The organism is Myxococcus sp. NMCA1, from assembly GCF_026810205.1.
GTDB lineage: Bacteria > Myxococcota > Myxococcia > Myxococcales > Myxococcaceae > Myxococcus > Myxococcus xanthus_A.
Genome location: NZ_CP113950.1, coordinates 796,489 through 810,391, shown reverse-complemented (window position 1 = coordinate 810,391; position 13,903 = coordinate 796,489). Strand labels below are relative to the sequence as shown.

Sequence of the window (13,903 nt, the reverse complement as noted above, 5' to 3'; positions counted from 1 at the left end):
CCGCCGGAAAGGTGCCAATCCGGTCGCGAGCGTCAGCAACCGTGCGGGCAAGGCCCCGACGTGGCGCCAGCGGGCGCGGCAGGCCCTGTCTGGGCTAGGCTCCGCGTTGGCATTCACAGAGGAGCGTTGGATGAACCGCTTCGCGCTGCGTGACCTCACCGACCGTCTCGACGCCCAGACCCAACACGAAGACATCGTCCGCATCCTCGCCACCCGGGAGTTCCCCTGGGACGTCGAACAGGCGCTCAGCTTCGCGCTGTTCCGCACCTACGCGGTGCCCAGCATCGGCGTCCTCCTGCACGACACGGGCGAGTTCACCCAGCGCACCCAGAAGCGCTACGACGACACCGTGCTCATCCTGGACACCATCCTGGAGCACGGCATGGCCAGCCAAGAAGGCCGGAGCGCCTTCCGGCGCATGAACCAGATGCACGGCGCCTATGACATCTCCAACGATGACATGCGCTACGTGCTCTCCACCTTCGTGGTGATGCCCGTGCGCTGGATTGCGGACTTCGGCTGGCGGCCGCTCACGCCGCATGAAGTGACGGCATGGACGAACTACTACCGCGCCGTCGGCCGCCACATGGGCATCCAGGACATCCCGGAGACCTACGAGGCCTTCAGCTCGTTCATGGAAGGCTACGAAGCCGAGCACTTCGCCTTCGACGCGCGCAGCAAGGCCGTCGCGGACGCCACCCTGGAGCTGCTCACCACCTTCCCGCCGACGAACCTCGCACCCAAGCGGCTGGTCACCCTCTTCGCGCGCACGCTGATGGAGGACGCCCTGCTGGACGCGTTCAACTACCCCCACCCGTCCGGCCTCAGCCGCAAGGTGTTCCGTATGGCGCTCAAGGCGCGCGGCACGTTCGTGCGCTACGCGCTGTCTCCGCGAAAGGAGCCCGCCTACGCCCGGAAGCGCGCCAACATCCGCAGCTACCCGCAGGGCTTCTCAGTCGAATCCCTGGGCACCTTCCCCAAGACGTGCCCCGTGAAGCACGGCGCCGCCGCCACTCCAGACGCGCCATCCAAAGGCAACCTCTGAAACGCCCGGCGCTCCACGCAGTACGCCCTTCGGGCACGCTCCAGTGGTGGGGCAACATCACCTACTCGCGCGGCGATGAGCGCAACACGGGCCGGAGCCTGACGTCGTCTGGAGAAGCTCCCCCAGGCGGGCCCAAGCGCACCTCGCATGGAGCCGAGGTGGGGCTGCAGCATCCTCTACTGACGCTCACACCCATCCCCATACACAGGCGCCTTTGTGGGAGAAAAAGCGCGACCAGGAAACTTTCGCCCACACACCCCGACAATCATTTCAAGAATCACATAGCGGGGCCGCGAAGGCCCACGGGGGAAACGCCATGTTCAAGGTCAAGCAGAACCACACGTTCCAGAATCCGATGCGGCAGCAGATCGACCAGACCACGCAGGGCAAGAAGAGCGACTACGCCCACGCGGTCGGCGGCGTGAACCAGATTCTCGACCGGGCCAACATCGGCATCTCTTCGCGCTCCCAGGCCAGCGTCATCGACAACGTGAAGAAGGTGGAGACGGGGGAGCGCAGCGAGGTCAACGCCCACCAGCGCGAGGCCCTGAACTTCGGCCGGGATGCCTTCGAAAGCGCCAAGAAGGGCAACTACAAGCAGGCGGGCGTGGAGGCCTTCGGCTCCACCGTCAATGGGCTGGCCTCGCTGTTCAAGTCCACCTACACGGAGACGCCCAGCGAGAAGCGGGGCATCGCTCCCCACTGAAGTGACGCGCCCCGTGAAGCCCCCACGCCCCGTGTTCGGGACTGGGGGCTTCACAGCCAGGTGATGAGCGCCCGACGAATCGCGGCGCCATCCACCGCGGACCTCCGTGCCGCGGCGGCATCCAGTTGACACACCGCGGAGTCACCGACACGGTCCTTCCTCCACCTTGCCGGATGCGCGCGCCCGCGAGCCCTCCCGGCCCGGACTTCCTGGAGGAAGACATGTGGAATCGACGCCAATTCCTTTCCGCCGCCGCCACGGGGGCCGCCGCGTTCGCCGCCGCGCCCCTGCTCGCCAGCGCCGCGGGCGAAGGCGCGGTGATGCCGACGAAGGGCAAACACGCCACCCGGTCCGTTCCCACCAACGCTCCGGGCAGCAAGTTCCGGCCCACCACCCGCATTGGCCTGGGCGGCGTGGCCATTGGCAATGGCTTCGCGTCCACCAGCGACGCGCAGGCGCAGGCCACCCTGGAGACCGCCTGGGCCGCTGGCGTGCGCTACTTCGACACGTCACCCTGGTACGGCCTGGGCCTGAGTGAGCGCCGCTTCGGCCGCTTCCTGCACACCCGCGACGCGAACGAGTACGTGCTGTCCACGAAGGTGGGCCGCATCCTCACCGCCGCGGACGCGCCGCCGCCAAAGCTACTGTGGAGCGACGCCTCTCCGTTCAGCTACCGGTACGACTATTCGTCCGCCGGAGTGCGCCGCTCCGTCGAGGACAGCCTGCAGCGGCTCGGCGTGTCGCGCATCGACATCGTGTTCATCCACGACCTGTCGCCGGACAACCAGGACATGGGCGACAAGTGGACGGAGTACTTCGACCAGGCCGTCAAGGGCGCCATCCCCGAGCTGACGAAGATGCGCGAGGAAGGCCTCATCAAGGCCTGGGGCTTCGGCGTCAACCGAGCGGAGCCCGCGCTGCGCGCCCTCGAGGTCAGCGACCCGGACATCTTCCTGCTGGCCACGCAGTACTCGCTGACGAACCACGAGGAGGCCCTGAGCAAGACGTTCCCCGCCCTGGAGAAGCGCGGCATCTCCGTGGTGGTGGGCTCGCCGCTCGACGCCGGCTACCTCGCCGGACGCAACCGCTACCTCTACGGCGGCACCATTCCGCCCGGCGTGCAGGAGAAGCGCGCCCGCATGAGCGCGATTGCCGCGAAGCACGGCATCGACCTGCGCACAGCCGCGCTCCAGTTCGCCGCCGCGCCTTCCGTCGTCTCCTCCGTCATTCCTGGAGCGCGCACGCCCGAACAGGTGAAGGCGAACGTGCAGTCCATGAAGGTCGCGATTCCAGACACCTTCTGGGAGGCACTGAAGAAGGAAGGGCTGATTGCGCGGGACGCGCCCGTCCCTTCCAAGGCCTGACCACCGCCCCTCAGGGCTTGGCCTCATTGCCGGGTGAGCTGTTTTTGCTAGGCTCACCCGCGCGAGGTGGACATGGCCCGTATCGCCGACGGAGTGGGGGACATCGCGAGCGACTTCAAGTTCGCGGCGCGGATGCTCCGGAAGGACCCGGTCTTCACGCTGGTGGCCGTGTTGTGTCTGGCATTTGGGATTGGCGCCAACGCGGCCATCTTCAGCGTGGTGGATGCGGTGCTGCTCCGCCCGCTGCCCTACCACGAGCCAGGGCAGCTCGTTCGCCTCTTCGAGACGACGCCGTCGCGGGACCCGAAGTGGCTGGGCTCGGTGTCGTGGCCCAATTACCAGGACTGGTCCACCCAGCTCCCCTCGCTGGAAGGCGTGGCCGCCTACGAGTTCCAGGGGCGCAACCTGATGACGCCCGAGGGCGCGGAGCGGGTGAACGTGGTGGCGGCCACGGCCAACCTGTTCCAACTCCTGGGCACGCCGCCCAAGCTGGGCCCCGGCTTCGCGCCCGGAGATGACCAGCCCGGGGCCGCGCCCGTCGTCGTCATCGGCGAGGGCCTGTGGCAGCGCCGCTTCGGGGCCGACCCGGGCCTCGTGGGACGCACGCTGACGCTGGACGGGCAGCCCCACACCGTGGTGGGCATCCTGCCCACGGCGGTGGGCTTTCCCGCGGGGGCCCGGATGGAGGTCTTCATCCCCTTCGTCCCCTCCGCCGACCGGGTGGACAACCGGGGCTCGCACTTCCTGAGTGTCCTCGGGCGGCTGCGCCCGGGTGTCCCGCCCCAGACGCTCGCGGCGGAGTTGAAGGAAGTGGCGCGCCGCATCGAGGAGGAACACCCCGCGCAGCAAGCCGGGCGGAGCGCCACGGCGGTGTCCCTGGCGGAGACGGTGACGGGCAACGTGCGGCCCACGCTGCTGCTCCTGCAGGGCGCGGTGCTGCTGGTGCTGCTCATCGCATGCGCCAACGTGGCCAACCTGCTGCTCGCCCGGACCTCCACGCGGCAGCAGGAGATTGCCGTCCGCTTCGCACTGGGCGCGAGCCGGGGGCACATCGTGCGGCAGCTCCTGGTGGAGAGCCTGCTGCTGTCGCTGCTGGGCGCGCTGCTGGGCGTGCTCCTGGGCGCCTGGGGTGTGAGCGCCATGGGCAACCTGGTCCGGGCGTCCTTCCCACTCACCGGGGACCTTCCCCTCAACGGGCGGGTCCTCGGCTTCCTCCTGCTGATTTCCGTGGGAAGCGCGCTCACCTTCGGCCTGACACCGGCGCTCCAGGCGACGCGCACGCCGCTGAGCGCCAGCCTCGCGGAGCCGGGGGCCAAGCAGTCTCCGTCGCGCGCGCACCACTACTTTCGCGGCGCGCTCGTCGTGACGGAGGTGGCACTGTCGTTGGTGCTGCTCGTCGGAGCGGGGCTGCTGCTGCGAGGCTTCGTGAAGTTGCTGGGCACCGAGCCAGGGCTGGAGCCGCGCCACGTCCTCACCGCCCACCTGCCCATCACCCCGAACCAGTACCCCCGGGAGGAGGTCGTCGAGCGCCTCTTCCAGCCCATCCTGGAGAAGGCCCGGACGCTCCCAGGCGTGGAGTCCGCGGCGCTCATCTCCCTCTTGCCCATCCAGACGGCGTGGACCAGCGGGGACTACGCCGTGGAGGGCGAGCTGCCGGCGGAGCCGGGCAAGACGCTGTTCGCGGAGTTCAGGACGACCAGCCCGGACCTGTTCAAGTCGCTGGGGATACCGCTGCTGGCCGGCCGCGACTTCACCGAGGACGACGGCCGCGGCGCCGAGCAGGTCATCATCGTCAACCAGGCCCTCGCCCGCCGGCACTTCGCGGGGAGCGAGGCCGTGGGACGCCGGCTGCTCGTCGGGGGCCAGCCCGTGGAAATCATCGGCGTGGTGGGAGACGTGCGGCAGGCGGGCCTGGACCAGCAGCCCCTCCCCGAGGTCCACCTCCCCTACAACCATCCGCGCTCCACGCTCTGGTACTTCCAAGCGGTGACGCTGGTGCTCAAGACACACTCGGCGCCCGCAGGCGTGGCGGCCACGCTGCGCGGCGCGGTGCGCGCCGTGGACTCCGAGCAGCCGCTCTACAACATCATGACCATGGAGGAGATCATCCAGCAGTCCGTGGCGGGACGGCGCCTGAGCCTCACGCTCCTGGGCGCGTTCGCGCTCATCGCGCTGGTGCTGGCCACCGCGGGCCTCTACGGCGTCATCTCCTACCTCGTCTCGCAACGCACCCAGGAGATTGGCATCCGCATGGCGCTCGGGGCGCCTCCGGGCCGGGTGGTGCGGCTGGTCATGGACCAGGGCATGAAGATGGCGGGATTGGGAATCGGCGTGGGGCTCGTCGCCGCCTTCGGCCTGTCCCGCTACATGGAAAGCCTGCTGTACGGCGTCAGCGGGACGGACCCACTGACCTTCGGCGTGTTCGCCCTGCTGCTGGGCGGCGTGGCGCTGCTGGCCACCTGGCTGCCCGCGCGCCGCGCCTCCCGCGTGGACCCCATCATCGCCATCCAGAAGCGGTGACGGGGCGCTGTCCCTCGCGCCCGGGGCCTCCAGGCGCGAGGGACACGGGCCACTGGCTTCAGGACGCTTCGCGCAGCGCTGTCAGCTCCACCACGTCCTCGGGCACCGGGTCCAGCGCGGCCGACAGCGCGGGATAGGCGGAGAGCAGGTCCTCCACCTTGGCGCCGAACTGGAGCCACCCGACGATGCGCACCGCGTCCTCGTTGGTGATGCACACCCGGCGCAACCGGCGGTTCACCACGAAGTGACGCTTGCCCTCGGGCGTGTCGAACTCATAGCCCCGCAGCAACTCCGCCGCGGAATAGCCCCGGTCCGAATCCTCGACCTCGGCGAAGGCCTTCTTCAGTGCGTCCCGCCCGTAGCGGCCGAGCAGCAGCAGCAGGTGCTCCCGGTCCACCCAGTGCCCATGCTGGTAGACCTTCCGCTCGCGCTTGAGGCGGTTGTAGCGCTCCAGCACGGCCTGCGCGCCAGCCGCGTCCAGTCCCGTGGCGGGCTCGTATTCGTAGAAGAGGTCCAGCACGGTGTCCGTGCGCGGCTTGAAGGTCTTCACGCCGAACTGCTCGGGCGACAGGTGGATGGGCGCGTTGTGCTCGAAGACGAAGGTCCCCGTGCCCTCCGAGTGCAGAATGTCCGAATGCCCCAGCAGGAACTGGACGGTCTCCTCCGCCTCGGCCTCCGTCTCCGTGGGGAAGCCGAAGAAGTTGAAGGTATGGCTCCAGATGCCCGCGTCATGCGCGAACTGGAGATTGTCCACCATCACCTTCTGCGTGTTGTTCTTGCGCATGTGGCGCTGCACGCGCTCGGACGCCGTCTCCAGCCCGATGTAGAGCGAGCGGAAGCCGATGTCGTGCATGTTCTGGAAGTCCTCCCGCGTGAAGTACTTCTCGAACTTGTAGAGCGCGGTGAAGAAGTAGCGCCCCTTGGGGACGGCGGGCGGCAACATGCGGAAGAGCTTGGGCGGCAGCGCCTCGTCGTTGAACGCGAAGTGCCGGACGCCATGGCGCGCGTTGAGCACCTCCAGGTCCTTGGCAATCATCTCGGGCGCGCGCATGCGGTAGCGGTCGCCGTAAATCATGCCGTGGTAGCAGAACGCGCACTTCCCCCAGTAACAACCGCGCGTCGTCAACAGCGGCAGGACAATCTCGGGGGACAGGTATTCATCCAGCGGCAGCCCCTCGAAATCCGGCGTGGGGACCTCGCTCATGGGCAGTGAGTCCCCCAGCGGCGTCAGCACCAGGTTCTCACCCTCCATGAAGGCGAAGTTGGGCGGGCGGTCTCCCCGTGGGTCTTCCACGGACAGAAAGCGGTCCAACGGGCGCTCGCCCTCGTACCGGCAGATGAAGTCGAAGCACCTGTCGAACAGCTGGGTGACCCACGTGCTCTCCTTCTCCACCAGGCGGGAGAACACGCTGCCCCCCACCAGCACCGGGACGTCCGGATGGCGCTGCTTCAGCACACGGCAGAGCGTGAGTCCCGCGACAATCTGCTCGGTGCCGATGATGGACACGCCGAAGTAGCGAGGCAGCTGCTTGACGCCCGCGACCTGCTCCTCGAAGAAGGCGATGAAGGGGTTGGCGTTGCGGTTGTCGATGAAGGCGAGCAGTGACGGAATGGAGCCCAGGACGTCGCCGTCCTGGAGTGACGTCGTCCCCACCTCGATGACGGGCTCCGCCGCGGAGAACGCCGCGAGCAGCGCCTTGAGCGCGTCAACGCTGTCCTTGAAGCTCTCCACCGTGCCGTAGGTATCGCCGGTGCGCAGCCCCTCCACCTGGACGATGAGCTGCTCATACTCCTCCAGCGTCGCCAGCGCCTGCAGGCACCGGGCGCGGTAGAGGCGGTGCTCATCCGACAGCGCCTCGATGAAGCGCTCCAGTCGCGCCCGCGCCAGGGGCAGGCGCGCCCGGCTGATGAACCAGCGGTAGAAGACGACGTTCCAGTCGTCCTGGTGGACGCGGTGGCCCTTCTGCTCCAGGTAGGCCTTGAGCGACGGGGTGCTCAGAAAGGGCTGGAGCGGAGACCACTGCGGAGGGAAGACGAGATGAAGGTCCGGTCGCGAGCTGTCGCGGGCCTCCTGGGGGGTGTCACCGGGCCGCTGCGTCAAGGGCGTTTCCATGGGCCAGAACCTCCATGTGCTGGGCTGAACCGACAAGGCTGTGCGTCATCGCGCGCCGGGAGCGCTCCCATGAATTGAATGCCCCCGAAGAAGCGCTGCCTCCCCACAGGAAGGCAGCGCTGACAACAGACTTCGGTGGAGCTATGCGAGGCCCAGGTCCGCGACGAGCGACTGGAGCATCACCGGCTTGCCGCTGGCCATGGTGCCAGGCTTCACGACCTGCTGCTGTTGCTGCTGCTGTTGCTGCTGGACCTCGGTCGTCGGGAAGCTGACGTTGTTGACGCCAATGGTGTCATTCACCACGGGCTTCAGGGTCGCGGCGTTGCTGGCGAAGGCTCCGAAGAGCACCGTCAGGGCAGCCGGTGAGGCAAGTGCGCGAATCGTACGACGAGAACCCTTCTTCGAGTCGTCCATGCGTACCTCCGGGGGTGTTGTTTTTGTCTGCGACCCGTTCAGGTCTTCACGCATCACCTGTCCGGGCGTCTTGATTGTTCATGACTTTCTCACGCCATATCAAGACGCAGCCCGACAAAAACAGACACACGACTAAAATGGCTTCGTCAGGCACCTGGAATGGCAGACGCGGGCCTCCGGCGTACCGGGGCCTCGCGACTGACTGGAGACGGGCGGCGCCAGGGACTCAGGGCGTCGGGGGCGGAGGCGGCGGGGGCGGCTCCGGCGTGGGCGGCAGGCCCAGCCCCGGGAACTCCGCGGCCGTGCCTGTGAACACCAGGCGCGTGCCGCCTCGGAGGACCTCGAACTCGAAGGACGAGGGCGCGCCGGTACGCCAGACGAAGAGGATGTCCGACGGTCGGGAGATCTGCTTCGTGTTGATGCGCACGATGACGTCGTTCTTCTGGAAGGGCCAGAACGCCACTGGAGACGACTCGGTGACGACCACCGCGCTGACGTCACGCACCGTCTTGAGTTCGACCACCAGGCTCGCGCCATTGGCCTGCATGGAGACACGGTCCGTCGAGGCACTGGAGCTGGCGGAGTTCACCGTGGCCGCCCTTTCACGCGAGGAGTTCGCGGCATGACTCGGGCCTGCGCTGGCCACGAGCAAACCCAGAATCAGGATGGGACTGTTCACAGGCTACCTTCCTTGTGGGAATGGGCTGCGGGACGACGAGCGGAGCAGCGCCGGCCCCGGGCCTATCGCACGGCTCAGCGTCTTCATGGGGCCCTGCCTTTTCAGACCACCGGCATGGACGACAGGCTTCATGGCTGCGACATGAAGCAGCGCACGAAGAGATAATCCAGCCAGGACTATCGGTCAAATCACGACAGCCAAAGTGTGAATGCAGTCACATGCCATCAGCACGACGAGGCGCGCAACGACACGATTCTCGTTTGGATCCCCCCGTATTTCCTGGCAAGAGCCAGCCCCATCACCGATGTATGGATGCCTGGTTGTTACATTTCATGTCACAACTGGGACTTTCCCGACACCGGCTGCGACCGCGTGCGTCGAGCCTTGCTCCAGGCAGGCTCGAACGCACGCCGCCAGCCACCGCCTCACGCCGTCACGGCGCGCATCGCGTCAGCGCGCGTGGAGCTCCTGGGTGGGGCATGCCACGTTGGCGGGCATGGCCCACAGCGCGTCACCCCAGGTGTTGGAGTTGGCGCGGAAGAACACGGTGCTGCCCACGCGGGTGAAGTCCTCGGGCCCGGAGCCGCCCAGGGGGCTGAGGTCCGCGACGAGGCCTGTCCGCTCGTGCGTGCCATCCGTCACCCAGGGCTCCAGGCCCGTGCCGCCCTCGCTCGTGCTGAAGAGCAGCGTCCCGACGCCGGTGTCGAAGAGCGGCGAGGCCCACTCATCCGACGTCGACAGGCCCCGGCTGAGCTCCCGCGTCCCGGCCGCCGTGCCATCCGTCACCCAGAGGCTCACCTCGCGAGGCGCGGGCCCGGGCGTGCCGATGCCCACGGACAGATAGAGCTTCCCGCCCGCGCGCACCGCCATCTGCACGAAGGGCCACGCGCCGGGCTGGCCCGCGTAGCGGTTCGGCAGCGTGGTCACCGCCTCCTTGCCACCGCCCGCGAGCGACACCCTCGACACCCTCAAGGAAGTCCCGCCCCCGACAACGGACGACAGATAGACGTGCCCACCCAGGGCCCCCAACAGCCGGACATCGCCACCGAAGGACTCCAGGCGCACGGTGCCGCCCGGAGTCCCGTCCGTCTTCCAGACCTCGGTGATGGACCCCGAGTCCCAGAAGGTGAAGACACTCACGCCCGCCTCGGTGTGCTCCCAGCCGGAGAGATAGACCTGCTCCGCGTCCAGGCGTTTGACCCGCGTGGTTCCCGCGGCCGTTCCATCCGTCCGCCACAGCCAGGTACCCTCCCCCGTGCTGCTCACGGTGAACAAGCGCGCCCCCGCCACCCCCAGCGACCGTGACGACACCTCCTGCTCCGGTCCGTAGGCCATGAGCTGGAATGTGCCTGCCTCCGTCCCATCGGAGCGCCACAGCGACTGCCCGGCTCCCGCGGAGGGCATCCGGAAGAAGGTCAGCACGTCCCCTGCCTGTCCAAGGTAGTACAGCGAGGAACTGGCGGTCCCCGGCTCGAGGTCCTTGACGAGCCGCGTGCCCGCTCCCGTCCCATCACTGACCCACAGCTCCCTTCCGAATGGTGGCTCATTCACCATGAAGAAGAGGCGGGCGCCCACCGACGTGAACTCGCGCAGTCCCCGGTAACCCGGCCCCTGCGCGATGAACTCCTTCACGGGCACGGTGCCCACGGATGTCCCATCACTGCGCCACAGGGTGGCGCGGTCTCCGTAGAGGTCCGACCCGAAGTAGAGCGTGCCCTGCACGTTCGTCAGTGAGTCGGGCACCGGCACGCTTGGGGACGGGAGCGGCGCGCCCGGAGGCAGGATGTCCTTCACCTTGTAGACGGAGCCCCCGGGAGCACAGGCTTGTGCATGGACCCGCTCTTCCCCGGTGGCGGCGCGCACGTCCTCCTCGACCCCACCACAGCCCAGCATCCCCAGCCCCGCAAGAACACACCATCTGCCAACGCGCATGTGCACCACTCCTCTCCGGTCCGAAACCGGAGGACGGTGGGAAGCCGAGTGGCGAACGCCCATTGCCCTAGAGGGCAGGTCACTTCCGGAAATCCGACAAGGCGTCTGGCCAAGGCAGCGCGCTCGGATCGCTGGTGAGGAAGGACCGGTCGATGGCGACGCCCTTCTCCCGGTTCTCCACCCGGAAGGTGACGCTCCCAGACTGGAGCGCCAACGTGTCCAGGTTGCGCAGCTTCACCCAATGCCAACAGGCGCCCACCGCCACGAAGTCGATGCTGTGCTCATGCTCGTTGCCGGCGTCGCTCCCCTTGCTGAAGCCAGCCACCCGATTGCCTTCCACGAGGATGTGGTTGCACTGGTGGACCTTGATGCCGTCCTGCCGGCTGTTCTCCACCTTGTTGCCCTGGATGCGCACGTCCTCGCAGAGATTCGTGAAAGCACTCGCCTCTCCGGACATGCGCACCTGGATGCCGTTGCTCCCGGCGTTGCGAACATATAAGCCGCGCAGCGTCGTCCCATCGCCGTTGCCGTTGACCTGGATGAGCGTGGCTGTCACCAGGGCGGAGAGTGGGTGTCGTGTCTTCACGTGTGCCTCCTTCGTGAGCGTGAGGGAGCGGCATGCTGCCCACCCAAGGAGGACGCCAACGTGCAAACGAATGAACAGATGCAAACCACAGACACGCAGGGGACGGTGGAAGGGGGCCATTCAGCCTCCGCCGCCCCATGAGGGCCGCGTCCCGGCCCTACTGCGACCAGGTCATCACTTCGATGAACCGGACGGAGTCCCAGTCCTCGTTGACGAACGCCACGGCGTAGCCGCCGATGTCACCCGGGCACGCGCGGACATAGGGGTCCACCCACGTGGTGACGTAGTAGCGCGCCATCTCCCGCGTTCGTAATCCCGCGGCCATCTGCGACTCGAACAGCGGAATGGAATGCGTGCTCCCCCAGGCAAAGGCAGCGGGAGCCGCGATGAGAGAAAGGCCACAGAACGCGGTGCGCAGTGAAACAGGCTCCATTGTCACTCTTCTTTTGCGATGAATCGCCTGCGGTTGGGAGCCTCCTTCGACTTCCAATGCGACCGCGGCTGCGGCGGACCGGGCCGCGGCATCTGTGCTCCCTACGAAAAGTGCTGGTGCGGTTGTCCTCCGCGGCAGCACTCGGCACGTGCTTTCAGTGAAGGCCGGGGATGGTGCACTATCTCTGGATTCCACTCCTGGAAGGAGCCGAGCCATGAATGCCTCCCGTCTCATCGCCTCGCTGACCGCGTGTCTCTCCCTATCGCTCATCGCCTGCGGTGGCGGAGAGGCCGACATGGACGTCCCCGAGGGTGAGGCCCCCATCAGCATCGAGCAGGGACTGGGCCACCCGCCTCACTGCCCCAATGGAGACCTCATCTACTGGTTCGAGAACGTGCAGGCCTGTACGGCGAAGTGCGGAAACACGCGTCAGAACGGCCAGCCCGCGACCCAGTACGCGGCGTGTCAGTCCAGCATGGCGAGCACGCGCACGCTCATCAACGTGCGTCACTGCATCCCCGACTGCGAACTGCTTTGAGCAGGCGTCCAGCCTGGGCAGCGCGTGCGCATTCCAACGGCACACGTCAGACCCACGCCATGAAATGTCCCCACTGACGGCGACTGGTTTCGGGAGATGGCCTTGCCTTCTCCCGAAGCGGGCACGTCGGATGGAACGCAGGGGACCTGAAACGTGGACATGCCTGGACATCGCTTTGGACGTGCCGTGGTCATGGGCGGCAGCATGGCGGGGCTGCTGAGCGCCCGCGCGCTCGCGGACCACTTCGAGAAAGTCATCATCCTGGAGCGGGACCCGCTCCCCGGCACGCACGCGGCGCGCAAAGGTGTTCCCCAGGGCACGCACGTCCACGTGATGCTGGACGCGGGTCACCGCCTCCTGGAACGCTTCTTCCCCGGCCTCCTCCAGGACCTCCAGGCCCAGGGGGCCGCGCTCATCGATTCGAGCCGGGACGTCGCGTGGCACCACTTCGGCGTCTGGAAGTCGCGCGTCCCCCAGGGACTTCCCCTGCTGGTGTGTACGCGTCCCTTCCTGGAATGGCACGTGCTGCGCCGGGTGCTGGCGCTGCCCAACGTCGAGTTTCACGGCGGCGTCTCGGTCGAAGGGCTGCTCACGGGCGCCTCCCACCAGCGCGTCACCGGCGTGCGATTGAAGAAGGACGGCGTGGAGGAGCCGCTGGAGGCCGCGCTGGTGGTGGATGCCACGGGCCGGGGCTCGCGTGCGCCCCAGTGGTTGGAGGCCCTGGGCCATGCACGTCCCGAGGAGGAACAGGTGCGGGTGGACCTCGCGTACACCACCCGCCTCTACGAACCTCCCGCGCACCTCCAGGAGGACTGGAAGGTGCTCATGCAGTACCCGTGTCCGCCAGTGAACTGGCGCGCTGGCTTCATCTCCCGCGTGGAGCAGGGCCGCTGGATTGTCACGCTCAATGGGTACTTCGGTGAGCACGCGCCCACGGATGACGAAGGCTTCCTCGCGTTCGCCCGCTCCCTGCCCCAGCCGGACCTGTACGCCTGCCTGCGGGAGGCCCGGCCGTTGGGACCGCTCACCCTGCACAAGGTGAAGGAGAGCCGCTGGCGGCACTATGAACGCCTCGCGCGCTTCCCGGAGAACTGGGTCATCGTCGGTGACGCCGTGTGTGCCTTCAACCCCGTCTTCGGCCAGGGCATGTCGGTGGCGGCCCAGGGCGCGGCGCTGCTCCACGCCTGCATCGAAGAGCAGGCCAGGCGCTCCCCCACGACGCTCGACGGACTCGCCCAGCGCTTCCGCAAGCGCCTGTCCGACACCATCCGCCTGCCCTGGTTCATGGGCACGAACATCGACCTGCAGTACCCGCAGGCCGTCGGCCAACGGAAGCCCGGCGTGGGGGTGCTGCACTGGTACATCCGGCGGATGATGGAGCGCAGCTCCCGGGACGCCGCCGTGCACCGGCAGTTCAACCGCCTCCTGCATCTCCAGGCGGGGCTGGGCGCCGTCCTCCAGCCTTCGGTGGCCCTGCCAGTGCTCGCGGACGGCGCCCGCGCGCTCTTCATGCCCCTGCATGCGCGGGCGAACACGGACATCCGCCCGGCCCTGCCCTCCTCGTCTCCATGAC

Annotated in this window: 12 protein-coding genes; 6 read left to right on the top strand and 6 right to left on the bottom strand. The window is 67.7% G+C overall.

The features are described 5' to 3' along the window. The first annotated feature begins 130 nt into the window (after positions 1 to 130). The 4 genes from OZ403_RS03600 to OZ403_RS03585 all read left to right on the top strand — a co-directional run bounded on the left by OZ403_RS03600 (position 131) and on the right by OZ403_RS03585 (position 5,635). Entirely contained in the window at positions 131 to 1,045 is a 915-nt protein-coding gene (locus tag OZ403_RS03600; protein ID WP_268783475.1) for an oxygenase MpaB family protein, read from the top strand. Between the two features lie 316 nt (positions 1,046 to 1,361). Continuing rightward, a complete protein-coding gene (locus OZ403_RS03595) occupies positions 1,362 to 1,751 on the top strand; it encodes a hypothetical protein (RefSeq protein ID WP_140852994.1) in 390 nt (129 codons plus the stop codon). Positions 1,752 to 1,972: 221 nt separating this feature from the next. After that, positions 1,973 to 3,115, top strand: coding sequence for an aldo/keto reductase (locus tag OZ403_RS03590; protein WP_268783474.1), 1,143 nt, complete (start codon positions 1,973 to 1,975; stop codon positions 3,113 to 3,115). A gap of 72 nt (positions 3,116 to 3,187) precedes the next feature. Then, positions 3,188 to 5,635, top strand: coding sequence for an ABC transporter permease (locus OZ403_RS03585; RefSeq protein ID WP_140797174.1), 2,448 nt, complete (start codon positions 3,188 to 3,190; stop codon positions 5,633 to 5,635). 58 nt (positions 5,636 to 5,693) lie between these two features. Here the strand turns inward: OZ403_RS03585 and OZ403_RS03580 are convergent, their stop codons facing one another. From OZ403_RS03580 to OZ403_RS03555, 6 genes are all read right to left on the bottom strand, one after another. Then, on the bottom strand, positions 5,694 to 7,748 hold the full coding sequence (locus OZ403_RS03580; protein WP_268783473.1) for a B12-binding domain-containing radical SAM protein: 2,055 nt from the start codon (positions 7,746 to 7,748) through the stop codon (positions 5,694 to 5,696). A 141-nt stretch (positions 7,749 to 7,889) separates the two neighbouring features. Continuing rightward, positions 7,890 to 8,162: a hypothetical protein gene (locus tag OZ403_RS03575; RefSeq protein WP_237078017.1), complete on the bottom strand. Its 273-nt coding sequence runs from the start codon at positions 8,160 to 8,162 to the stop codon at positions 7,890 to 7,892. 226 nt (positions 8,163 to 8,388) lie between these two features. Further along, a complete protein-coding gene (locus tag OZ403_RS03570; RefSeq protein ID WP_237078016.1) occupies positions 8,389 to 8,841 on the bottom strand; it encodes a hypothetical protein in 453 nt (150 codons plus the stop codon). A gap of 450 nt (positions 8,842 to 9,291) precedes the next feature. Beyond that, positions 9,292 to 10,773: a hypothetical protein gene (locus tag OZ403_RS03565; protein WP_268783472.1), complete on the bottom strand. Its 1,482-nt coding sequence runs from the start codon at positions 10,771 to 10,773 to the stop codon at positions 9,292 to 9,294. A 79-nt stretch (positions 10,774 to 10,852) separates the two neighbouring features. Continuing rightward, a complete protein-coding gene (locus OZ403_RS03560; protein WP_268783471.1) occupies positions 10,853 to 11,359 on the bottom strand; it encodes a right-handed parallel beta-helix repeat-containing protein in 507 nt (168 codons plus the stop codon). Between the two features lie 157 nt (positions 11,360 to 11,516). After that, on the bottom strand, positions 11,517 to 11,792 hold the full coding sequence (locus OZ403_RS03555) for a hypothetical protein (protein WP_268783470.1): 276 nt from the start codon (positions 11,790 to 11,792) through the stop codon (positions 11,517 to 11,519). A gap of 214 nt (positions 11,793 to 12,006) precedes the next feature. On the opposite strand from OZ403_RS03555, the gene OZ403_RS03550 reads away from it, so the two are divergent. Together OZ403_RS03550 and OZ403_RS03545 are read left to right on the top strand one after the other, a co-directional pair. After that, positions 12,007 to 12,330, top strand: a complete 324-nt coding sequence (locus tag OZ403_RS03550) for a hypothetical protein (protein ID WP_140797169.1) — start codon at positions 12,007 to 12,009, stop codon at positions 12,328 to 12,330. Between the two features lie 159 nt (positions 12,331 to 12,489). Continuing rightward, entirely contained in the window at positions 12,490 to 13,902 is a 1,413-nt protein-coding gene (locus tag OZ403_RS03545; RefSeq protein ID WP_268783469.1) for an FAD-dependent oxidoreductase, read from the top strand. Position 13,903 lies beyond the last annotated feature (1 nt).

Bases quoted from the DNA above. Each gene is read 5' to 3' on its own strand.
- OZ403_RS03600 (WP_268783475.1), top strand. From the start codon at position 131: ATGAACCGCTTCGCGCTGCGTGACCTCACCGACCGTCTCGACGCCCAG.
- OZ403_RS03595 (WP_140852994.1), top strand. From the start codon at position 1,362: ATGTTCAAGGTCAAGCAGAACCACACGTTCCAGAATCCGATGCGGCAG.
- OZ403_RS03590 (WP_268783474.1), top strand. From the start codon at position 1,973: ATGTGGAATCGACGCCAATTCCTTTCCGCCGCCGCCACGGGGGCCGCC.
- OZ403_RS03585 (WP_140797174.1), top strand. From the start codon at position 3,188: ATGGCCCGTATCGCCGACGGAGTGGGGGACATCGCGAGCGACTTCAAG.
- OZ403_RS03580 (WP_268783473.1), bottom strand. From the start codon at position 7,748: ATGGAAACGCCCTTGACGCAGCGGCCCGGTGACACCCCCCAGGAGGCC.
- OZ403_RS03575 (WP_237078017.1), bottom strand. From the start codon at position 8,162: ATGGACGACTCGAAGAAGGGTTCTCGTCGTACGATTCGCGCACTTGCC.
- OZ403_RS03565 (WP_268783472.1), bottom strand. From the start codon at position 10,773: ATGCGCGTTGGCAGATGGTGTGTTCTTGCGGGGCTGGGGATGCTGGGC.
- OZ403_RS03555 (WP_268783470.1), bottom strand. From the start codon at position 11,792: ATGGAGCCTGTTTCACTGCGCACCGCGTTCTGTGGCCTTTCTCTCATC.
- OZ403_RS03550 (WP_140797169.1), top strand. From the start codon at position 12,007: ATGAATGCCTCCCGTCTCATCGCCTCGCTGACCGCGTGTCTCTCCCTA.
- OZ403_RS03545 (WP_268783469.1), top strand. From the start codon at position 12,490: ATGCCTGGACATCGCTTTGGACGTGCCGTGGTCATGGGCGGCAGCATG.